A 21,855-nucleotide genomic window follows, 5' to 3' on the forward strand; every position below is an offset into this window, starting at 1 on the left:
GCTGCAAAGCAGCCGGACGGGGCGAAAATCACGCGTGAGAAAAGATCAGCCGTTGCAGACGGGGACAATCCAGCCCTTGGTGTCTGGGAGCTTGCCCCACTGAATGCCGGTGAGGGTATCGTACAGCTTCTGGGTCAGGGGACCGATTTCGCCGCTGCCGATCTTGGCGGATTGGTCCTCATAGTCCAGCTGCTTCACGGGAGATACGACGGCGGCGGTGCCTGTGCCGAAGATCTCTTCCAGCTTGCCTTCCTTGGAGGCCTTCATGACGTCGGCAATGGCCAGCTTGCCTTCGACGACCTCATAGCCCCAGTCCTTCAGCAGCTCGATGATGGAGCGGCGGGTAACGCCGGGGAGCACGGTGCCGTCCTTGTCCTGGGCCAGGGCGGTATAGAGCTTGCCGTCGATCTTGAAGAAGATGTTCATGGCGCCGACTTCCTCGACGTATTTGCGTTCCACACCGTCCAGCCACAGTACCTGACTGTAGCCCTTCTCCTCGGCGATCTTGCCGGCCAGCAGGGAGACCGCGTAGTTGCCGCCGCACTTGGTGAAGCCAGTGCCGCCGGGGCAGGCGCGGACATAGGTGTCTTCGACATAGATGTCGATGGGGGCCAAGCCCGCTGCATAATAAGCTCCGGAGGGAGCGCAGATGATGATGAACTGATAGCTGGAGGAGGCGTGGACGCCCAGCTGAGCCATGGTGGCGATGGTGAAGGGGCGGATGTACAGGGACGAACCCTCGGAATGGGGAACCCAGTCCTTCTCAACTTCCACCAGAGTCTTCACGGCCTGCACAAAATCCTCCACGGGAATCTCGGGGATGCACAGACGATCCTGGGTATTGTTCATACGGCGGGCGTTGCAGTCTGGGCGGAACAGCTGAATCTTGTCTTCGGCGGTGCGATAGGCCTTCATGCCCTCAAAGCACTCCTGCGCATAATGGAACACCACGGCGGACGGGTCAAGGGAGATGGGAGCATAAGGGACGATGCGGGGATCGTGCCAGCCTTGACCCACGGTATAGTCCATGATAAACATATGGTCGGTAAAGGTCTTTCCGAAACCCAGCTTGGACTCGTCGGTTGGCTTTGCCTTGGGGGAAGTGGTCTTCGTGATTTTGATGTTCAGCATTTAAAACTCTCCCTTATTTTATTTTGAAAGATAAAAGCAAAAGGCCTCCGCGCCCCTGTAAACAGGGAGGCGAAAGCCAGACTTCCGTGGTACCACTCTCTTTGCCGCAGATGCGGCCACTTTTGTACGCTTTCGCGCACTGCCCCGCTATCGGGAGGCACCCGTCGCCGCTTACTGAGAAAAATCTCGTTGGGCGGACCGCTCCCGGGCCAGACCAATCAGACCGCGTCCGCTGCCTCGCACCATGCGGCAGCTCTCTGAAGCGGCGATCCTGACGGCAACTCCCGTTCATCACGTTAGAATATTAAATTATTTATACGCTCCTCGGGGGGGAAAGTCAATCGTTAAAATGCACAGAAAGAAAACCGAGGCAAGAACAGGAGGCTTGCCTGGCCGCCGAGGGGACCCGGCGACCAGGCGGTTTATGGTTCGGGAAATTAAAATTATTGGATACAGGCCATACCGCGACGGAAGGCCTCGATGTTCAGGGGAACCAGCTTTGCCTTGGAGCCGGTGAACATCTCGTGGATCATGGTCTCAATGGTCTCGGACTTCAAAACCTTGGTTGCGGCGACATAAGCGCCCAGCATGACCATGTTGCCGACCTTGGGGTTGCCTACCTCATCGGCAATTTCCGCGCAGGGGATGTAATACGCCGTCAGGTCCGGACGGGACACCTTGTCGGAGACCACGGAGCTGTTTACGAAGATAGTTCCGCCAGTGACTACGCCTGCCTCAAACTTTTCAAGGGAGGGCTCGTTCATGGCGATCAGTTCGGTGGGATGGTTGAAAACGGGAGAACCCACGGGTTTGTCGGACAGGACCACGGAGCAGTTTGCTGTGCCGCCGCGCATCTCGGGACCGTAAGACGGAGCCCAGGTGACGTTCAAGCCCTCGGCCATGCCCGCTTCCGCCAGGTTTTTGCCGATCGCAAGGCCGCCCTGACCGCCAAAGCCGGAAATAACGATTTCTTTTTTCATCTTACTTCACCTCCGCGCTGGTATCCTTGACGACGCCGAGCGGATAATAGGGTATCATATTCTCCTTCAGCCACTCGATGGACTTCAGCGGCGTCATGCCCCAGTTGGTGGGGCAGGTGGACAGGACCTCCACAAAGGTAAAGCCCTTGCCCTCCATCTGAAGCTGGAACGCTTTCTTGATGGCCTTTTTGGCCTTGTTCAGGTTGGCGACGTCCGTCACGCAGACGCGCTCGGCATATACGCAGCCGTCCAGCGTACTCAGCAGCTCGGAGACGCGCATCGGCATACCGGCCTGCTCCTGGGTGCGGCCCAGGGGGCAGGTAGTGGCCTTCTGTCCGATCAGGGTAGTGGGGGCCATCTGACCGCCGGTCATGCCGTAAATGGCGTTGTTGATAAAAATGGTGGTGAATTTTTCACCGCGCATGGCTGCGTGGACGATCTCGGCCGCGCCGATGGAGGCCAGATCACCGTCGCCCTGATAGGTGAACACCGGCTGGGTGGGGTGGGTGCGTTTGATGCCGGTGGCGACGGCCGGAGCGCGGCCATGGGCAGCCTCCTGCATGTCGCAGCTGAAGTAGTTATAGGCGAACACGGAGCAGCCCACGGGGCATACACCGATGGCGTCGTCCAACAGACCCAGCTCTTCCAGAGATTCAGCCACCAGCTTGTGGACGATACCGTGGTTGCAGCCGGGGCAGTAGTGAAGTTCGTTGTCCGTCAGCCCTTTGGATTTCTGATATACGACTGCCATGTTACTCTGCCTCCTTCAGGGCCTTTTTGCCCGCTTCTACCATTTCCTCCACGGTGGGAATCACGCCGCCGGCGTGACCCAGATAGCTGATGGGCTTCTGCCCCTCCACGCTCAAACGCACATCGTCGATCATCTGACCGTCGATGCTCATTTCCACGTCCAGAATCGCTTTGATGTGGCTCTGGCCCGCCAGGTCGTGCAGCGGCTTCTCCGGGAAGGGCCACAGGGAGATGGGGCGGAAGAGCCCGGCCTTGATGCCCGCGGCGCGGAGCTGCTCCAAAGCCGTAAGGACGATCCGGGCGGGGGTGCCGTAAGCTGTGATGAGCAGCTCGGCGTCGTCGGTTTCCTTCGTGTCCCACCGGACCTCATTTTCTTTTATCAGCTGATATTTCTTTGCGAGATGGGAGTTGAAATCATCGCACTCGTTGGGGTCAATGTACAAAGAGTTGATAATGTTGTGGTGGTCGCGGCCCTTACGGCCGGTGGCGGCCCAATCCTTGACGGGCAGCTGGCGCTTGGAAACGTCGTGCCACTCAATGGGCTCCATCATCTGACCGATCAGACCGTCCGCCAGCACCAACACGGGATTGCGGTACTGGTCGGCGATGTCAAATGCCTCCTGGACAAAGTCCACGGCCTCCTGAATGTTGGCGGGAGCTAAGACGACGGTGCGGTAATCACCGTTGCCGCCGCCCCGGGTGGCCTGGAAATAGTCGCCCTGAGCAGGCTGAATGGTGCCGAGGCCCGGGCCTCCGCGCATGCAGTTGACGATGACGGCGGGCAGTTCGGCGCCCGCAAGATAGGTGATGCCCTCCTGCTTCAGGGATACGCCGGGGGAAGAGGAGGAGGTCATGGCCCGCATACCGGAACCCGCAGCGCCGTACACCATGTTGATGGCGGCCACCTCGGACTCGGCCTGAACAAAAACTTTGCCGTGCTGGGGCATATGTAATGAAAGATACTCCGGAACCTCGCTCTGCGGGGTGATGGGATAACCGAAGAAGCAGTCGCAGCCGGCGCGAATCGCCGCCTCTGCAATGGCTTCATTGCCTTTCCACAATTCCTTTTCCACGAAAACGCAACCTCCTTTATCAGAATTTTTCAACTGTAATAATGGAATCGGGGCAGATTTTTGCGCAGCTGGCGCAGGCGATGCACAATGCGATGTCCGTCACACCGGCGGGATGGTAGCCCTTGCGGTTGATGGACTCCATGTCGATGGCGACGATGTGCTTCGGACAGACGGAAACGCACAGCTCGCAGCCCTTGCACCGATCCCGGTCAAATGTTACCTTTGCTGTCATGATACTCATTTGCCTCCCTTCATTGATCAGAAACTTCCCTTACAGTTCCCATGGTTTTTTCATATAAATGTCAATGGGAAACAGCTTTAGGCCCGCGAGACTCTCCTCACCGGTAAAACGCCGCTCCGCCAAATGGCACACAACAGGAATGCCGGCCTCCTTTGAGACCGCCTCGGCCAGCTCTGCGCCCTTCTGAATTTCATGGGGCGTGGTTTCGCCGCACAGGTGGGTATTGTTTACGATGCCGCCGCAGGAGAGACCGGTCACGGTCTCGATGCTTCTGAGATAGAGCAGGGCGGACTCCACTGTCCGAACCTCGGGGCGATTTGCGTTGAGAACGAACAGGAGGTTGTAGTCCTCCTGGATAATCTTGGGCTGAAACCGGGCCAGCACACGGGCTCCCACCGGATCTCCGCCCACGTCCATAACTCCCCGGATATCGCGGTTTTCCAAAATGGTTAAAAGCTCCGCCGGCAGAGCGGGCACATCCGCATCACTGCACGCTTGGGAGGACGAAATTACCCGGATGCCGGCATCCTCCATCAGCTTTCGCCGCTCCCGCGAGCGAAAGTAAGGATTCACAATATCCACGTCTGCCAGCATGGTGGCATGGCCCGTGTGAGCCAGCGCCAATGCATAGTTTACAGCAAACTCGGTCTTTCCGGTGCCATAGTGTCCGCAGACAAGAACGACGCGGTTGGAACAGACCTGATCAGCAGTTAAAATCAAAGCGGTCCCTCGCTTTCAAAATCTTAAAAAAGAGTTGTATTATTATATTATGCGTTGTATGATGTCAGTATAACCTATTCGACATCATATGTCAAGAGATGTTCTTGTGCTTTTTGCCAGATTCGTTTTTGATAGATTGAGATGTATAATAACAATGGAAACAATATTAAAAGTTGAAACACGCCGGATGGGCGCGGGGGAGGAACAAAATGGAGGAACCCAAAAAAGCCAAGCTGTCGCAACAGGCAGCAGAGCAGCTGCTGGATATGATCATGGAGGAGCATCGCTATGAGAGCGGCAGTAAGCTGCCCAACGAAAATGAGCTGAGCGAGCTGCTGGGCGTCAGCCGCACCACGCTGCGGGAGGCAATTTCGTTTCTGGTGGCGCAGGGCGTTTTGGAAATCAAACGGGGCAAGGGCACGTTTGTTGCCCAGGAGCTGCCCCATTTTCCAGTGGATATGACGACGCTGACTGATCTGAAGTCACGCGCCAGAGCGCAGGATCTGTTTGAAATGCGGCTCATTTTTGAGCCGGCAACGGTGGCTCTTGCCTGTGAACGGGCCAGCGACGAGGAGTTGGAGCAGATCCGCCGGAAGGCGGAGCGGATGGAACAGGCTGCCGCTACCGGAGGCGACTGGCCCGCCGCAGATCAGGACTTTCACCTCAGCATCATTCGGGCATCCCACAACGAATACATGCGCCGCCTGTACCCGATCATCAACGACGCTGTCAGCGAGATCCTGCAAATTTCGGAGAACCGCCGGCTCATGCAGGAAATTGCCTTGGCGGACAACCGAATGATTCTGGATTTTCTGCTGCGTCGGGACGACGCGGGTGCGCGGTACGCCATGAGCATCCATATGAAGCATCTGATTCATACGCTGAGGGTGTAACACAGACTGAGGCGCGTCCGGAAAATGGACGCGCCTCTTTTTTACAGAAAAGACTGCTGGACATCTCTCGCTGCTGTCTGCTCAAAATGCAAGATTGCGTAATCGTATTAATGCATTATAATTAACAAATTGAACAAAAAATGTAAAAAATATTATTTAAAAAGCGGACAGACAATCGAGTGCTTTTATGTATTCATTGCTGATTCCTACAATTTCATAGTCCTTATTCACAAATTGTACACAAATTTAAGAAAGACCCCTTAACAAATGCGACACGAGCGTATATAATAAAAACTGAAATCCGTGTGTCCAAACCGTTAAGATGAAGTAAAGAATAGCTGTCGGCTGACAAGATGCTGACAAGATAAGGCAGATGATATGGAAAACAACCAATTGCAGGAGAAGCTTGAAAAACTGCTGAAAGCTTACGCGCATTATTTTGATGTGGAGCGGGACGTGAAGGTGGAAGGCGGCTCCTTTCCTGCGGCGGCGAGTTACCATTTCCGCGAGGAGAACTACGTGGCCACCCGCGCCCATACCATCTACGCATCAGAGCAGCACGAATACGTTTACTTTTACCTGACGGAGCGTCTGGATCTTGCCACGCTGCAAAAAGAGATTGAACTCTCCAGGGAGGCAGGCGGCAAAAAGGTGACTCCTCACGGCGAGCACATGTTCTCCTATGTGACACTCATAATTTTGGCGGACCATATTGATGAGGATGCAAAAAGGGCCCTCAAGCGGTATCGGTACCGAAAAAACTTTTGGCTGACACTCCATGGCTGGATGGAGTATCGCGTAGCGGCAATGGAGACTTCAAGCATGACCTTCCTCAGCAATCCAGCCGGCAAGGAAGTACGCAAAAATGTTGAGCAAAATTTCCAATCAAAGGCAAAGTAAGAAGGGAGAGTACTGTATGAACTCATTGGTTATCCTGCTGATCAGCTTCGTTGTTCTCGTTTGCGGCTACTTGTTCTATGGCAAGTGGCTGGCAAAGGAATGGGGTGTTGATCCCTCTCGTGAGACCCCGGCCCACACCATGTCCGATGGCCTTGACTACTGCCCCGCGAAGGCACCCGTCCTGCTGGGCCACCACTTCGCATCCATCGCCGGTGCCGGCCCTATCAACGGCCCTATTCAGGCGGCCGTTTTCGGCTGGCTTCCCGTCCTGCTGTGGATCCTGGTCGGCGGCGTTTTCTTCGGCGCCACTCATGACTTCGCTGCCCTGTTTTCCTCTATCCGTCACGAAGGCAAGTCCATCGGCCACGTGATCGAGGTCAACATCGGCCGCAGAGGCAAGAAGCTGTTTCTGGTGTTCGCTTATTTGACCCTGCTGCTGGTGGTCGCCGCTTTCGGTTCCATCGTGGTCGGCACCTTTGCCAGCGGCCCGGCCGGCTCCGATACCATGAACGTCGCCAATGGCCGCACTGCTTGCATCTCCATGCTGTTTATTGTGTTGGCTGTCCTGTTCGGCTTCTTTGTCTATCGCCGCAACGCGCCTTTGGGCGTATCCACAGTGATCGGTGTTGCCGCTCTGGTCCTGTGCATCGTTCTGGGTTACAACTTCCCCGTTTACATGAGCAAGACCTTCTGGGATTTCTTTGTTCTGGCATACATTTTGGTGGCCTCTGTCACGCCTGTGTGGATTTTGCTGCAGCCCCGTGACTACCTGAACTCTTTCCTGCTGTATGGCATGATTGTTCTGGCGTTCGTCGGCATCATTGTTGCCCATCCTTCCATGGCGCTGCCTGCCACCACCGGCTTTGGCGGTATCAACGGCAACAGCCAGCTGTTCCCCGTCCTGTTCATCACGGTCGCCTGCGGCGCTATCTCCGGCTTCCACTCTCTGGTGGGTTCCGGCACGACTGCAAAGCAGCTGGATAACGAGAAAGATGCCATGGCTATCGGCTACGGCGGTATGCTGATCGAGTGCGGCCTGGCCGTTATCTCTCTGATCTGCATGGGTGTTCTGTTTGCCAACAGCGATGCGCTGGCTTCCGTGGGCAGCTCTCTGACTCTGGCCGGCAGTGGTATGCTGATGACTGCCGACGGCGCTGCCGCCGCCTCCCCCACCGCTGTGTTTGCCACCGGCGTCGCCTACATGCTGACCAAGATCGGCCTGCCCTATGACGTGATGTATTCTGTGCTGATTTTGTCTGTTTCCGCGTTCTGCCTGACCTCTCTGGATACCGCCACTCGTCTGGCCCGCTATATGCTGCAGGAGTTCTTCGTGGATGAGGGCGAGGATGTCAAAAACCTCACCGGTTTCAAGAAGTTCATCTCCAATCCGTTTATTTCCACCGTCATTACGGTTATTCTTGGCGGCATCCTGATGAGCGGCGGCTATACCAAGATTTGGCCGCTGTTCGGCGCTGCCAACCAGCTGCTGGCTGCTCTGGCGCTGCTGGCCTGTGCCGCATGGCTGGGCAATGTGGGTAAGAACAACAAGATGTTCTATATTCCCATGGTCTTTATGCTGCTTGCTACCTTGACCTCTCTGGTTATCACCTTCAAGACCAAGCTGGGTTCTCTGATGGCCGGGTCTCAGAGCGTAGGCGCCGACGTCCTGCAGGTCGTCTTCTCCGCGGTGCTGTTCATTCTGGCTATCGTGCTGGTGATAGAGGGCTTCAGGACTCTGTCCAGCAAGAAGCCCACTGAGACCAGAAAGTAATTCACCCCAATCGTTACCCAATTACCGCTGTCAGCAAGTCCGCCCCGGTTTATGACGGGGCGGACTTCTTTATCCTTTTGCGCTGCGTTAAAAAGCGGACTTCACCCATGGAGGCGAACCCTGAAGCCGCCTCAATATTATTTCCCCTGATACGAACAAATCCACACCTGGGTCAAAAGGCACCGCTAAATAGGCGGAACCCGGCTTCGTGCCGAGTTCCGCCTGGTTCATTTTTTAACTCCGCCAGACAATCCGTCAGCGGGTTTTTCTGTATGCAGAAGAAGTCCTCTGCTGCTTATTTTCCACAGAGGAACCGCAGCGCCTCGGCATAGCCGGGCAGGCCGTGGCCTTTGACGGTTTTGACGCATGCGGCGCGGATATAGGAGATTTTCCGGAATGCCTCCCGGGTGTCCGGGTCGGAGATGTGAACTTCTATCGTGGGAATCCCCACAGCCTTCACCGCGTCCAGCAGGGCGACGCTAGTGTGGGTATAGGCGCCGGGGTTGATGATTATTCCGTCCATTTTGCCATAGGCGCTCTGGATGGCGTCCACCAATGCCCCCTCGTGGTTGGACTGAAAAAATTCCACGGATACGCCGAGGCTGTCCGCCTCCTTTTGAAGCATGGAGCACAGATCACCGTAGGTCTCGTGGCCGTAAATCTCAGGCTCGCGAATGCCCAGCATATTCAGGTTAGGTCCGTTCAGAATCAGAATTCGCATAAAAATCCCTCCATATTGCATCGGCGGTATCCGCCGGTGCGCCGTTGTTGTCGCTCAATGCGTCCCGGAACCGCCGGTACAGCGGCTCACGCTCCGCCGCCATGGCGGCAAGGTCTGCTCCCTGTGACAGGGGACGGCCGTCCGTGGGGAGCTTTTCAAGACTTCGCGAGAGCTGGTAGATGCGGCCGTTTTGATGGAGAAAGTCGTAGTTCCGCGGGTCTTTTACGATTCCCCCGCCGCAGATCAGGATTTTTTTGCTCTCTCTGCCGAATTGCTCCGCCAGTTTGCTCTCCAATGCCCGGAAGGCAGGTTCGCCGTCCTGCGCGAAAATAGCGGGAATGGACTTTCCGGCCACCTTTACAATCTCCTCATCCAGATCCACCGCCTCCCGACCGGTCAAAGCCGCCAGAGCGGTGCCGACCGTGGACTTACCGCAGCCGGGCATGCCAATCAGAACGATGTTTTCCATCTCCCGGCGCAAAAGAGACAGAATCCGCTGATTTTTAGCGGGGTCAATTTTCCGGCCAAAGAAGTATTCCTCTGCGGCGGTGGCCTGAAACACCAGCATGGGCAGGCCGTCGGAACAAGGGAGGTCCCGTGCCTCCGCCTGAAGCAGTAGCGCGGTCCGCCGGGGATTGTACACCACGTCCAGCACACCTTGGCAGACGGGGAACCTGGCCAGGTCAACCACGGATTCGCCGGCGAGGGGATACATGCCCACCGGCGTGGTGTTCACCACGATCTCCGCGTCGGCGTGACGGCCCAGATTTTCGTAGCTGTTCGCTCCGCGGCGGGAAACCACCACGATTTCCCGCGCGCCGCAGGCCCGGGCCGCCGCCTGAGCGGTGAGGGAGGTGCCGCCGCTGCCAAGAATCACCACTTTACGCCCGCGCAGCTCCACGCCTGCCCGGCGGGCCATGTAAAAAAAACCGGAGACATCTGTGTTCCAGGCGCAGAGCTTCCCATCCGCACGGCGGACCAGCGTGTTCACGCTGCCGATGGACTGTGCGTCGGGATCGATCACGTCACACAGGGGCATCACGTCCCGCTTATAGGGAATGGTGACGTTCAGCCCGCCGATGTCGGGCCGGGTCAAAAACGCAGGGAGTTCCTCCGGCTCCAGCTCAATCAGGCGATAGGCCTGATTGCCTGCAGCAGCGTGGATGGGAACGGACCAGCTGTGGCCCAGCTTGCGGCCCAGCAAACCGTAAATCTTCTCCGGCATAGGATCACACTTCCGCGTAGTTGCCCAGGAAGTGGAAGCTCTGGCAGCTGCGCTCCATCTCCTCCAGCATGGGCAAAACACCCGGATCCTGCACAGAGGCTTCCAGTTCAATGAAGAAGATGAACTCAAAGTTCCGGCCGGTGACGGGGCAGCTCTCCAGCTTGGTCATGTTTATGCCCAGTGCCGCAGGCTTGGAGAGAATGTCATACAGCGCGCCGGGCTTGTTGTCGCAGGCGATAACGAGGTTGATGCGGCTGGCGCCGGCGTAGATGGCGGGGTCCTTCGTGATGCAGATGAAGCGGGTATAATTGTTGTCACTGTCCTGCACGTCCTCCTTCAAAACGCGCAGGCCATACAGTTCTGCGCAGGGGTGAGAGGACAGGGCTGCGATGTGGGGGTCCTTCCGCTCGGAGACCATTTTGGACGCGGTGGCCGTGTTGTCGCAGGGAATTACCCGTACGCCGGAAAGACTGTCCAGAAAAAGTCCGCACTGGCCGATGGCCTGGGGGTGGGAGTAGACTTCCGCCAACTCCTCCAGCTTCGCGCCGGGGAGACCCAGCAGCTCGTGGCGGATGCAAAGGCGGGTGCTGCGCACGATGGACAGACGTTGGCGCTGAAGCAGATCGTATACCGCGCGGACCGAGCCGTTGGAGCTGTTTTCAATGGGCAGCACCCCAAACTTGCAAAGGCCCGACTGCACGGCGGAGACCACCGCCTCAAAGCTTTTCACATAGACAATGTTCCCCCGGGGCAGCAGCCTGTCGCAGGCGACCTGGGAGTTGGCACCCTCCATACCCTGACAGGCGACAAGGCCCGTCTGGGGGAAGACCTCATTCCCAGCGGCGAGAGAGGCGCGCACCTGTGCTGCCACTTGCGTAGGCGCGTTGATCAGCTCCGCCTGCCGCGCCCGGGAGAGTTGGAACAGTGTGGCAAACAGGTGATAGGCGTAGCGCTCCTTGTCTCCGGCCTCCGCTGTTACCTTTGCCAGAATCTCCCGCTCCCGCCCACGGTTGGAGATGGGCAGTCCCTGTGCGCTCTTGGCGGCGGCAACATCCTCCGAAAGAGCCATACGCTGAAGAAAAAGCTTCAACAGCTCCTCGTCCACTAAGTCGATTTTTTTGCGAATCTCAGAAAGTTCCATTTTGTGGGCCTCCTTTTAATCTTGCTCCAAAAGAATATCCAGCAGCACCGTGGCCACCGCCGCCTCTACCACCGGAACAGCCCGGTGGGCGATGCAGGGGTCGTGCCGGCCCGAGACGACCAACTCCGTCTCCACCATGCGGCTCAGGCGCACGGTCTGCTGGGGCCTTGCGATAGAGGGCGTGGGCTTGAACGCCGCCCGCAGAGTCAGCGGCATGCCGTTGGTGATGCCGCCCAAAATGCCGCCGCAGCGGTTCCGGGTGGTCTCAATGCGCCCGTTGCGGATGCAGAAGGGATCGTTGTTGACGCTGCCCCGGAGCTTCGCGGACTCGAATCCCGCCCCAAACTCCAGCCCCTTCATGGCGGGGATGCCAAACAGGACCGCCGCCAGACGGCTTTCCATTCCGTCGAATATGGGATCTCCCAGTCCGGCGGGCAGGCCGATGGCCGCACACTCCACCACGCCGCCCACGGAGTCGCCTGCCTGAGCAGCGGATAGGATGGCCCCCCTCATCCGTTGTCCGCAGGCGTCGTCCAGAACCGGAAAAGACTTCGCGGCTACGTCCTCAAAGAGAGCTGACATGGGCCAGGAGGGAAAGGGAACGTCCGACTCTTTCTCCACGGATAAAAGATGCGCGCCCACGTAAACGCCCCTCCGTGCCAGGATCTGCTTGGCGATCCCGCCGATCACGCACAGCGGCGCGGTGAGACGGCCCGAAAAATGTCCGCCGCCTCGCATGTCCGCCTTGCCGCCCCACTTGACCCAGGCGGTATAGTCCGCGTGGCCGGGACGGGGGGTATCCGCAAGAGATGTATAGTCCGCGGAGTGCTGATCCCGGTTTTCAATGACCGCGCACAGAGGAGCGCCGCAGGTCACATTGTCCTGCAAGCCCGAGAGGAAAGCGGGCATATCGGCCTCCTGCCGCGGAGTGGAGAACGAGTCCTTTCCCGGACGGCGGCGGGCCATGAAACGGGCCAGTTCATCCATGTTGACGGACTCCCCGGCGGGCAAGCCGTCCGCCACAACGCCGATGGCGGCGCCATGGGACTGACCGAAAATGCTGATGCGCAAATGATTTCCAAATTCAGACGCCACTTACGTCACCTCCTAAAGCCAAATAGTTCTTGAAAAACAAGGGGTAGGATTTATTGACCGCCTCCGCGCCCAGAATTGTAACAAGCCCGGAGCATCCGGCGGCGGCGATGGCCGCCGCCATCACGATGCGGTGGTCGTTGGCCCCGTCCACCGTGCCTCCGGTGAGTCGGGGGACGCCGTGGACGGTCAGACTGTCCGTCCCCTCCACCGCCCGGCCGCCCAGAGCGTTCACCATGGCGGCGGTGGTTTTCAGCCGGTCGCTCTCCTTCAGCCGGAGACGGGCGGCGTTGGTCAGATATGTGGTTCCCTGCCGCACCGCCGCCATCACTGCCAGCGGCGGGACCAGATCGGGGCAGCCGGAGACGTTGATCTCCGCGTCGCCGGACCGGGATAGGATCTGAGCGTATTTTATAACGGCCCTGTCGCCCTGAGAGGAGAGCGGGTTCAGACCGCCGATCCGGAGGTCGCCGCCCAGGAAGTTGGCGGCGTACCAGAACGCGGCTTGGGACCAGTCGGTCTCCACCGCAGCGTCAAAGGGTTTGAAATATGCGGAAGAAACCCGACAGCGCCGCCGCTCCGGCTGGAACGATACCGAAACCCCGGCAGTGCGCAGCGCCTTGACCGTCATGGACAGATAGTCCGAGGACTCCAAAGCCGTGGTGCTGACAACGGTGCTGTCCCTACCCAGCAGAGGCAGCGCGAACAGGAGCCCGGTAAAAAACTGGCTGGATACGTTGCCGGGAAGCCGGTATTCTCCGCAGGGAAGAGAGCCCCGCACGGTCAGCGTGTTGCCCTGAAGCTCATAAAAAATGCCCATTTCGTCAAACAGGTCGAAGTACGGCTTTTGGGGCCGCTCCATCAGGCGGCCTCGTCCGGTGAATACACCGCCGCCCGCCGCCGCCAGAGCGATGGGGATCAGGAAACGGAGGGTGGAGCCGGACTCGCCGCAGTCAAAATGGGGCAATTCGCCTCCCCGGTCCGCCAATTTCCCACCGATGCCCTGGACACGGACGACGTCCGATTTGGGCTGTTCCCAGTGGCAGCCCAGAGCCGTGACGCACCGCAGCGTGGCCTCAATATCCTGAGACAGCGCCACATTGCGGACGGTGCTGACGCCATCTGCCAGCGCGGCGGCGATCAGCAGCCGGTGGGCCATGGATTTGCTGGGGGGCGGAGTGACCGTGCCGCTGAGGGGTCTGGGATTGATGCGCATATCCATCAGCGGTCCTCCCACCCGGCGGCAAAGATGGACGCCAGCTCCCCCACGGGGACGGTTTTCATCTCGCACTTGCCAATTTTCCGGGGAATCACAAGAGCGATCTCGTCGCCCCGGCGCTTTTTGTCCGCCAGCGCCGCACTGGCAAGCGTCTGGGGGGAATACTCCGTTCCGGTGGGTAAGCTATTTCGCCGGAGCACCGCGCAAATTCGCTTGGCGCAGGGCTCCTCCGTCCAGCCAAGAGCCTCGGCCGCCCGGACAATGATCGAAAGACCCGCCGCAACGGCATGACCGTGATGGATGGTGTAGCCGCTGCATTTTTCAATGGCATGTCCGGCGGTATGTCCCAGATTCAGCGTCCGGCGCAGACCGTTGTCCAGCTCGTCCCGCTCCACCACGGAACCCTTGAACGCGATGCACCGGGCAACGATCTCGCCGAGGTCTGCGGTCAGATCGTCCGTATCAAACAGAGTAAACAGCCCTTCGTCGGAGAGAACGCCGGTCTTGATGGCTTCGGCGGCGCCGTTTGCCCGTTCCAGCGGAGGAAGGGTTTTCAGACAGTCCGTGTCGCACACCACGGCGGAGGGCTGAAGAAACAGTCCCGCCAGATTTTTTCCGTACCGCAGATCCACGGCAGTCTTTCCGCCCACGGAGGAGTCCACCGCAGAGAGCAGAGTGGTGGGGAGTTGGACGTATCGGACGCCCCGCAGATAACAGCCGGCGGCAAAGCCCGCCATGTCGCCGCATACGCCGCCGCCCAGCGCCACCACGCAGTCGCTGCGGGTGAGCTGCTCCTGTGCCAGAAACTCCAGTACCTGAGAAAGGGTGGAGAGATTTTTGCTTTTCTCCCCGGCGGGGAAGATGTAAACACAGACAGCAAAGCCGGCCGCGCGAAGACTGTCTTCCACCTGAAGCAGGTACAGGCCTGCCACATTGCTGTCTGTTATCACAGCGGCGCGGCAGGGGGCCAGCGCCGATGCGATCAGCCCCCCGCAGCGGTCCAACAGGCCGGGGGCAATGGACACGGCGTATTCCGGCTGCGTTTTGATCGGTATGGTTTGAATGGTGTTTGCCATAGCATCCTCCCGTAGTTCAGATTGTATTGGCGGACCATAGCGAGATATGGAACTTGCCACGCATGTCCCGTCCCGCTCACTCAACTGCCGCCGACAGAGGCCTTCAGATCCCGGCCCTCTTTCAAGAGACTGCGCAGCTTCGCCGCGTCGCGGTTTTGCAAAGCGCCAAGGTATTCGTTCAGGTGCCCGATTAGAATATCCAGTTCCTCCGTGAGATAATCCGCGTTGTCCAGAAACAGCTCCGTCCACATGGACTCGTCCATCCGGGCCACCCGCGTCATATCTCGAAAGCTTCCGGCGGAGAAACCCCGGCGCTTCTGCGCCTCAGGGGACTTTACATAGGCACTGGAGGAAATGTGCGCCAGTTGGGAGGTATAGGCGATAATGCGGTCGTGTTCGTCAGGATCGGAGAAGGTAAGGCTGGCGAAGCCGATGTCCAGAAAAAAGGCTTTCAGCGTTTCCAGCAGCTGTATATCCGTGCGCCTGTCCGGCGTCAGGATCATGGAAGCGCCGTCATACAGACGGTCTGAGGAATTCACAAAGCCGCCACGCTCCAGTCCTGCCATAGGGTGGCCGCCGATATAGGCGAAGCCGTGTTTCTCCGCGATGGGAGCGATTCTGCCGACCACGGACCGTTTCACGCCGCACAGGTCTACCACGATGGCGGACTTTGCGATCTTTTCCGCGTTGGTCTCCACCCATTCCACCGCCGCGCCGGGACGGACGGCGGCCAGGATCAGATCGCACTGAGAGAGCTTTTCATCTGTCAGCGTCCCATCGACGGCACCACACAGACGGGCCAGAGTCATAGTCTCGGGGTCCGTGTCCAGCCCCCATACCATGTGAGCCGTGCGGGCCTTCACACTCTTTGCCATAGATCCGCCGATCAGGCCGAGGCCGATGATTCCAATGTTCATCTGCTCACTCCTCCAGTCCAGACAGAAAGCCGTGCATCTTGTGCAGCTTCCTGGACAGCACATCAAAGGCCTCCGGCTTCAGGGACTGAGCCCCGTCGCAAAGAGCATGGGCCGGGTCGTTGTGGACCTCGATCAAAAGACCGTCTGCTCCGGTGGCCACGGCGCCAACGGCCAGCGGGTCCACAAGCCAGCTCTTGCCGGTGGCGTGGCTGGGGTCGATAATGATGGGCAGGTGGGAGAGCTTGCGCAGGACGGGAATGCAGGCCAGATCCAGGGTGTTGCGGGTATAGGTCTCGAAGGTCCGGATACCCCGCTCGCAGAGAATTACGTCCTGATTTCCGCTGGCCATGACGTATTCGGCGCTCATAAGCCATTCCTCATAGGTGGCGGACATGCCACGCTTAATCATGACGGGCTTGTTCAGCTTGCCGACCTCCTTGAGAAGATTGAAATTCTGCATATTCCGTGCGCCAATCTGAATGACGTCCACGTCGCTGAACAGGGGAATTTGGGAGATGTCCATCAGCTCGGAGACAATGGGAAGACCCGTCTCCTCCCGGGCAACCTTCAAAAATTCAAGGCCCTGAGCGCCCAGCCCCTGAAAGGAGTAGGGGGAGGTGCGGGGCTTGAACGCACCGCCCCGAAGCATGGTGGCGCCGCTGGCCTTCACGGCTTTGGCGATGCCGACCACCTGCTCCTCGCTCTCCACGGAGCAGGGACCTGCCATGATCGTCAGCGTGCCGCCGCCGATCTGGGTGTCCCGGACCTTGACCACGGTGTCTTCCGGATGAAACTTGCGGTTTGCATTTTTATAAGGTTCCTGCACCCGCTTGACGTCGTCCACAATGTCAAGCGCGGCGATCAGGTCAATGTCCAGCTGAGAGGTGTCTCCTACCAGCCCTAGAATGGTGTGAGACTGGCCGATGCTGGTATGGATGATGATGCCCTTTTCCTGAAGCCAGCTGATAAGGCTTTCCAGCTGTTCACGGTTGGGATTGCTCTTGAGAATGACGATCATGACGGCTTCCTCCTAAAATTGGTATAAAAAAGACCCGCAGCCGGTTGGCTGCGGGTCGTCATGTACGGATATTCCTGACAATGTCAGTCGCACATACACTCGTTTTCAGCCCAACCGAAATAAGCCTTACCAAAATAATAGGTAAAGCTAAAGTAACGGTATTCAGCTGCAAAAGTGAAAGTGGACATCAAATGTCTCCTTATCATACTTTAAATTACTGAAATCATATCATAGCATGCGCAAAAAGAACAGAGGGAAAACAGCCAAACAATCAAAAAAATATTACACGAAATTTGACGGATTCATCAAGCTTCAGCCAAAGCCGGTGCCACAAGAACGCCGTTCATCAGCAGCGAGGTGGCTTCAATGATATACCGCACATCCCGGCGCATGTCCGCCTGAGCGTCCATATACTGCCGGTGCAGGTCCTGCAGGCTGTCGATCAGATCCTCGCCGGCGGGGAGGGCGGGGCTCAGGCCCCAGATCTCCAGATAGGAGCTGAGGTATTCCCGTAGCGCGTTCTCATACCGCCGGTGATCCATCAGAGAATCGGGGTAGTTTTCATTGTGCGGATAGGTAAATGCATCTGCCAGATAGTGGGTGAGCTTTCCCAGAGTGTAATACTGCCAGCAGGTCCATCCCTTTTCCCGGTGCTGGAGACGACCGATGCGGCAGGCAATATACTGGTCGGAATTTGTATAATTATGTCCGCGAAATTTATAGCTGCGGATGGAACCCTTTAGATAGGAGAGGGGGTTGCAGTCCGGCTGAAAGGAACCGAACAGGAAAGCAAACTCAAAACGTCTGCATTGAAAACCGTTCTGAGCCTCGAGCAGCCTGGAAGCCAGGAGCTTATGACTGCGCTTTTGCAAAGTGCACCTCCAACTTGGGATAGCACGGAAATGCCGCGCTTCCTAAAATTGCTTTTACTATAGCATGGTCGCCGCTTGTATTGCAAGCGCTAAAGTGTAAAAAAAGTATGAAATTCGGTGAGCCGCAATTTTTTGACTGCGTCAAACAGTACAGAGCATCTCTGCTGGGGCGGAAGGGCTCTGTGCCTTCCGCTGAAAATGAGAGAGTGGACCGGGTTTTGATTGACATTCCCATGAAATCGACCGTAAAATGGAAGCACTGCAATCACTAAAAAGAGAAAGGTCGGTTCCTATGAAAATATTGAAACAGGTGGGCATCCTGTTCGGCCTGTGCTGGGTCAGCATGTATATCGAAAAGCTACTGCCCTTCACCTTCCCCTCCAGCGTCATTGCGTTGATTATACTGTTGATTTTACTGCTGATTCGGGTGGTAAAGGTGGATCATGTGCGGGAGAAGTCCGATTTTCTGCTGGGAAACCTGCCCTTTTTCTTTATCCCTGCCACGACGGGAATTATTCAGTATAAGGAAATTTTTCTCAGAAACGGTACGGCATTTTTGGTGATCTGCGTGGTCAGCATGGTGATAACCTTCGCCGTTACCGCCTGGGCTGTCCAGCTGACCATGAGGCTGATCGACAGGAGGAACCGGAAATGACAGAGCTGACTGCTTCTCCGCTCTTCGGCGTAACGCTGACCATCGTGGCCTACTGGATCGGAATGGCCATCCAGAAAAAAGTGAACAAAGTGATTTGCAACGGGATGCTGATCGCTGTGGCGCTGGTGATTTTGACGTTGGTGACTTTCCGCATTCCCTATGAAAATTATTATGCGGGCGGGAGCCTGATCAATCTGTTCCTGGGTCCCGCCACAGCTTGTCTCGCTGTGTCCATCTATTCAAAGATCGACCTGCTGAAAAAGTATTGGCTGCCGGTGGTTGTGGGGTGTACGACGGGAGTGGTTACTTCCATCGGTTGCGTATATGGCCTGTGCCGCCTGTTCGGTCTGGATCGGGAGATGACCATGTCCCTGCTGCCGAAATCCGTCACGACCCCCATTGCTGCAGCGGTGGCGGGAGGACACGGCGGTATCGTCTCTGTTGCGGTGGCCGCGGTGTGCTTTACCGGAATTGTGGGGAACCTTTGTGCGCCGCTGATGATTCGGCTGTTCCGCATTCGGGAACCACTGGCGGCGGGGTTGGGTATCGGCGCGTGCAGCCACGCCATGGGCACCGCCAAGGCCCTGGAGCTGGGGGAGACGGAGGGAGCCATGAGCGGTCTTGCCATCGGCCTGTGCGGTCTGATCACGTCCCTTTTGTCCCTGCTGTTCGATCTGCTGCCCTGAAGACAAGCTGAAAAGCGGGCCCGCGGCTTTGCCGCAGGCCCGCTTTTCAGCTTGCTTCCTCTCATGCCGCCGTTTTCTTGGCGGTGGAGGGAGTGGAGACCTCTGCCGCCTTTGCGCAGGCGGCTTCCTGGCTGGCCTTGAGACGCAGGATATAGGAATCCATCATACAGGCGGTAAAGCCTCCGGAAGCCAGCAGCAGAACGGTCAGAACCCCGGTTGCCACGCCGGAGAAGAGACCGGAGAACAGCAGCACGGCGCTGACCAATGCAGCGCCAAAGCTAGCGACGCCCGCATCGCGCATGGTGGAATACTTCATGGACTGTGTAAATTGGAACATAAATAAAACTCCTTTCAAATTCGGGCGGACGGTCTGTCCGCTCCGGTATATAGGATCGGCTGCATGGCCGGATTTAACGGGAAATGAGTTGCCGGACTACCCGGTGAAACGCCGAGATGGCACTTCTTATTTGAGCGGCCCCAAAAAATAAAAACAAAGGAGCGCGTACCAAAAGGCACGCGCTCCTTTGCGTGGTCGCAATGCGGAATCTACCAGTCTGTTAACGGACTTATCGGTGTGCTGTACCGCGTTTTGCCATGTGTTTCGACAGGGCGTCATGCAAATCCGGCGTATTTCGCACCTGTTTGGCGGACATCAAATATAGAATAACAGATCGCTGTACACGGGGAAGGGCCAGTAATCTTTGGCGGTGAGCGTTTCCAACTCGTCGGCAAACTTCCGGGCCGCGGCCATGTCGCTGAGGATGGTCTTATGAGTAAATTCCATAGCCTTTCTGGAATCGGCGGGAACCTTGCCCAAATCCTGCTCCAGCTTCTCCGCAGCGTCCAGCAGCTTGTCGGTCAGATCGCTGATCTTCTTGGCGGTGGAGGATTCATACTTGCAGGCTGCGCCAGCGGCGGCCTTGGCATCTGCCCGCTCGCACAGGTCGGTGGCATAGCCGGAGACGGCGGGGAGAATCTGGTGCTGAATCATATCCAGCATGGTGTTGGCCTCGATGGAGATGGTGGTGGTGTAGTTCTCAATGTGGATCTCGGCACGGGCCTCGATTTCACTCTTGGTATAGATTCCATGCTTGGTAAACAGAGCCACATTCTTCTTGTCCGTGTAAGAGGGCAGGGCGTCCGCTGTGGAGGTCAGGTTGGAAAGGCCGCGCTTTTCGGCCTCCTTAATCCAGGCGTCGTCATAGCCGTTGCCGTTGAAGATAATGCGCCGGTGCTCGGAGAAAGTTTTGCGGATCAGGGTCTGCATCTCGCTGGTAAAGTCCTTGGCCTTTTCCAGCTGGTCGGCAAACTGCTCCAGCTCATCTGCCATCATGGTGTTCAGCGCGATGTTGGGTCCGGAAATCGACTGGGAGGATCCCAGCATGCGGAATTCGAACTTGTTGCCGGTAAAGGCCATGGGAGAGGTGCGGTTCCGATCTGTGTTATCCTGAGGAATGGAGGGGAGTACGTCTACGCCCACCTCCAGCGTCCGTTTTCCGGCGTCGGTGTACGCGGTTCCGTTGATGATCGATTCCACCACGGCGTTCAGCTCGTCACCCAAGAAGACGGACAGAACCGCGGGAGGCGCCTCCTGCGCGCCCAGACGGTGATCGTTGCCTGCAAAGGCCACGGTGGCCCGCAGGAAGTCCTGATATTCATCCACGCCCTTGATAAAGGCAGCCAGGAACAGCAGGAACTGGGCATTCTGGCTGGGAGTGGAGCCGGGCTTCAAAAGGTTTTTACCGGTGTCCGTACCCAGAGACCAGTTGTCATGCTTGCCGGAGCCGTTGACACCGGCGAAGGGCTTTTCGTGGAGCAGACAGACCAGATCATGACGGTCGGCCACCTTCTTCATCAGCTCCATGGCCAACTGATTGTGGTCGCAGGCGGTGTTGGCGTCTGAGTAAATAGGGGCCATCTCGTGCTGGCAGGGGGCAACCTCGTTGTGCTTGGTCTTGGAGAGGACGCCCACCTTCCACAGCTCTTCATCCAGATCTGCCATGAAAGAGGCCACGCGGGGACGGATGGCGCCGAAATAGTGGTCTTCCAGCTCCTGACCCTTGGGGGGCTTTGCACCGAACAGCGTCCGCCCGCAAAAGCGCAGGTCCTCGCGCTGGACATAGCCCTTTTTGTCGATCAGAAAATACTCCTGCTCCGGGCCAACCTGAGCGACGACGCGTTTGGCCTCCGTGTCTCCGAACAGGCGCAGGATGCGGATTGCCTGACGGCTGACCTCATTCATGGAGCGGAGCAGAGGCGTCTTTTTGTCCAGCGCCTCACCGGAATAGGAGCAGAAAATCGTGGGGATACAGAGGCTGCTGTCCTTGATGAAAGCAAAGGCGGTGGGGTCCCAGGCGGTATAGCCGCGGGCCTCAAAGGTGGCGCGCAGACCGCCGGAGGGGAAGGAGGATGCGTCCGGTTCGCCCCGGACCAGCTCCTTGCCGGAAAATTCCATCACGATCTTGCCGCCGCCGATGGGGGAGATAAAGCTGTCGTGCTTTTCGGCGGTTACGCCGGTCATGGGCTGGAACCAATGAGTAAAGTGGGTCGCGCCGTGCTCCACGGCCCACTGCTTCATGGCCTGGGCGATCTCGTTGGCAATGGAAATGTCCAAAGAGGTACCGTCGGTGATGCACTTTTTCCAGGCCTTGTAGGATGCGGGAGACAGGCGCTGCTGCATGGTCTCTTCGGTAAAGACGAGGCTGCCGAACAGCTCGGGCATGGTAGTTGGGGTGGTAGTCATATCATTCATCCTCCTGTTTTGTGTGTGATGA

General features: G+C 57.7%; 22 protein-coding genes. 5 read left to right on the forward strand and 17 right to left on the reverse strand.

Going from position 1 to position 21,855, the window contains the following annotated elements; genetic code table 11:
• Positions 1 to 45: 45 nt before the first annotated feature.
• The 6 genes from ABWQ15_RS10435 to ABWQ15_RS10460 form a co-directional block, all read right to left on the reverse strand.
• On the reverse strand, positions 46 to 1,131 hold the full coding sequence (locus ABWQ15_RS10435) for a branched-chain amino acid aminotransferase (protein ID WP_353908713.1): 1,086 nt from the start codon (positions 1,129 to 1,131) through the stop codon (positions 46 to 48).
• Positions 1,132 to 1,574: 443 nt separating this feature from the next.
• Entirely contained in the window at positions 1,575 to 2,111 is a 537-nt protein-coding gene (locus tag ABWQ15_RS10440; protein WP_353908714.1) for a 2-oxoacid:ferredoxin oxidoreductase subunit gamma family protein, read from the reverse strand.
• Position 2,112: 1 nt separating this feature from the next.
• On the reverse strand, positions 2,113 to 2,862 hold the full coding sequence (locus ABWQ15_RS10445; RefSeq protein WP_353908715.1) for a thiamine pyrophosphate-dependent enzyme: 750 nt from the start codon (positions 2,860 to 2,862) through the stop codon (positions 2,113 to 2,115).
• Between the two features lies 1 nt (position 2,863).
• Complete coding sequence (locus ABWQ15_RS10450) at positions 2,864 to 3,934, reverse strand: 3-methyl-2-oxobutanoate dehydrogenase subunit VorB (RefSeq protein WP_353908716.1); 1,071 nt, start codon at positions 3,932 to 3,934, stop codon at positions 2,864 to 2,866.
• A 19-nt stretch (positions 3,935 to 3,953) separates the two neighbouring features.
• On the reverse strand, positions 3,954 to 4,175 hold the full coding sequence (locus ABWQ15_RS10455; RefSeq protein ID WP_502919121.1) for a 4Fe-4S dicluster domain-containing protein: 222 nt from the start codon (positions 4,173 to 4,175) through the stop codon (positions 3,954 to 3,956).
• A 30-nt stretch (positions 4,176 to 4,205) separates the two neighbouring features.
• A complete protein-coding gene (locus ABWQ15_RS10460) occupies positions 4,206 to 4,895 on the reverse strand; it encodes a hypothetical protein (protein WP_353908718.1) in 690 nt (229 codons plus the stop codon).
• Positions 4,896 to 5,104: 209 nt separating this feature from the next.
• Here ABWQ15_RS10460 and ABWQ15_RS10465 point away from each other — a divergent pair, with 209 nt between their 5' ends.
• The 3 genes from ABWQ15_RS10465 to ABWQ15_RS10475 all read left to right on the forward strand — a co-directional run bounded on the left by ABWQ15_RS10465 (position 5,105) and on the right by ABWQ15_RS10475 (position 8,459).
• The gene (locus ABWQ15_RS10465; protein ID WP_353908719.1) at positions 5,105 to 5,788 is read left to right on the forward strand and encodes a FadR/GntR family transcriptional regulator; all 684 of its coding nucleotides are present in this window, start codon (positions 5,105 to 5,107) and stop codon (positions 5,786 to 5,788) included.
• A gap of 378 nt (positions 5,789 to 6,166) precedes the next feature.
• On the forward strand, positions 6,167 to 6,688 hold the full coding sequence (locus ABWQ15_RS10470; RefSeq protein WP_353908720.1) for a DUF8052 family protein: 522 nt from the start codon (positions 6,167 to 6,169) through the stop codon (positions 6,686 to 6,688).
• Between the two features lie 16 nt (positions 6,689 to 6,704).
• Positions 6,705 to 8,459 (forward strand): carbon starvation CstA family protein, encoded by a 1,755-nt coding sequence (locus tag ABWQ15_RS10475; protein ID WP_353908721.1) that lies wholly within the window; start codon positions 6,705 to 6,707, stop codon positions 8,457 to 8,459.
• 295 nt (positions 8,460 to 8,754) lie between these two features.
• Here ABWQ15_RS10475 and aroQ read toward each other — a convergent pair whose 3' ends face one another.
• The 9 genes from aroQ to ABWQ15_RS10520 all read right to left on the reverse strand — a co-directional run bounded on the left by aroQ (position 8,755) and on the right by ABWQ15_RS10520 (position 17,740).
• On the reverse strand, positions 8,755 to 9,180 hold the full coding sequence (aroQ, locus tag ABWQ15_RS10480) for a type II 3-dehydroquinate dehydratase (RefSeq protein WP_353908722.1): 426 nt from the start codon (positions 9,178 to 9,180) through the stop codon (positions 8,755 to 8,757).
• Complete coding sequence (locus ABWQ15_RS10485; protein ID WP_353908723.1) at positions 9,152 to 10,405, reverse strand: shikimate kinase; 1,254 nt, start codon at positions 10,403 to 10,405, stop codon at positions 9,152 to 9,154. The genes aroQ and ABWQ15_RS10485 overlap by 29 nt, the downstream gene beginning before the upstream one ends.
• A gap of 4 nt (positions 10,406 to 10,409) precedes the next feature.
• Positions 10,410 to 11,546, reverse strand: a complete 1,137-nt coding sequence (locus ABWQ15_RS10490; RefSeq protein ID WP_353908724.1) for a bifunctional chorismate mutase/prephenate dehydratase — start codon at positions 11,544 to 11,546, stop codon at positions 10,410 to 10,412.
• 15 nt (positions 11,547 to 11,561) lie between these two features.
• On the reverse strand, positions 11,562 to 12,641 hold the full coding sequence (gene aroC, locus ABWQ15_RS10495) for a chorismate synthase (protein WP_353908725.1): 1,080 nt from the start codon (positions 12,639 to 12,641) through the stop codon (positions 11,562 to 11,564).
• Positions 12,631 to 13,860, reverse strand: coding sequence for a 3-phosphoshikimate 1-carboxyvinyltransferase (locus ABWQ15_RS10500; protein WP_353908726.1), 1,230 nt, complete (start codon positions 13,858 to 13,860; stop codon positions 12,631 to 12,633). The genes aroC and ABWQ15_RS10500 overlap by 11 nt, the downstream gene beginning before the upstream one ends.
• Positions 13,860 to 14,933 (reverse strand): 3-dehydroquinate synthase, encoded by a 1,074-nt coding sequence (aroB, locus tag ABWQ15_RS10505; protein ID WP_353908727.1) that lies wholly within the window; start codon positions 14,931 to 14,933, stop codon positions 13,860 to 13,862. The genes ABWQ15_RS10500 and aroB overlap by 1 nt, the downstream gene beginning before the upstream one ends.
• An 80-nt stretch (positions 14,934 to 15,013) precedes the next feature.
• A complete protein-coding gene (locus tag ABWQ15_RS10510; protein ID WP_353908728.1) occupies positions 15,014 to 15,850 on the reverse strand; it encodes a prephenate dehydrogenase in 837 nt (278 codons plus the stop codon).
• 4 nt (positions 15,851 to 15,854) lie between these two features.
• A complete protein-coding gene (aroF, locus tag ABWQ15_RS10515) occupies positions 15,855 to 16,868 on the reverse strand; it encodes a 3-deoxy-7-phosphoheptulonate synthase (protein ID WP_353908729.1) in 1,014 nt (337 codons plus the stop codon).
• A 305-nt stretch (positions 16,869 to 17,173) separates the two neighbouring features.
• Entirely contained in the window at positions 17,174 to 17,740 is a 567-nt protein-coding gene (locus tag ABWQ15_RS10520; protein ID WP_353908730.1) for a zinc dependent phospholipase C family protein, read from the reverse strand.
• 292 nt (positions 17,741 to 18,032) lie between these two features.
• Between ABWQ15_RS10520 and ABWQ15_RS10525 the strand changes: the two genes are divergently transcribed.
• Both ABWQ15_RS10525 and ABWQ15_RS10530 read left to right on the forward strand, forming a co-directional pair.
• A complete protein-coding gene (locus ABWQ15_RS10525) occupies positions 18,033 to 18,395 on the forward strand; it encodes a CidA/LrgA family protein (protein WP_353908731.1) in 363 nt (120 codons plus the stop codon).
• Entirely contained in the window at positions 18,392 to 19,081 is a 690-nt protein-coding gene (locus tag ABWQ15_RS10530; protein WP_353908732.1) for an LrgB family protein, read from the forward strand. Before ABWQ15_RS10525 ends, ABWQ15_RS10530 begins: the two co-directional genes overlap by 4 nt.
• 61 nt (positions 19,082 to 19,142) lie before the next feature.
• Here the strand turns inward: ABWQ15_RS10530 and ABWQ15_RS10535 are convergent, their stop codons facing one another.
• Both ABWQ15_RS10535 and ABWQ15_RS10540 read right to left on the reverse strand, forming a co-directional pair.
• On the reverse strand, positions 19,143 to 19,418 hold the full coding sequence (locus ABWQ15_RS10535; protein WP_353908733.1) for a hypothetical protein: 276 nt from the start codon (positions 19,416 to 19,418) through the stop codon (positions 19,143 to 19,145).
• Between the two features lie 315 nt (positions 19,419 to 19,733).
• On the reverse strand, positions 19,734 to 21,824 hold the full coding sequence (locus ABWQ15_RS10540) for a glutamine synthetase III family protein (protein ID WP_353908734.1): 2,091 nt from the start codon (positions 21,822 to 21,824) through the stop codon (positions 19,734 to 19,736).
• Positions 21,825 to 21,855 lie beyond the last annotated feature (31 nt).

This window comes from Oscillibacter sp. (assembly GCF_040505565.1).
Taxonomy (GTDB): Bacteria; Bacillota; Clostridia; order Oscillospirales; family Oscillospiraceae; genus Oscillibacter.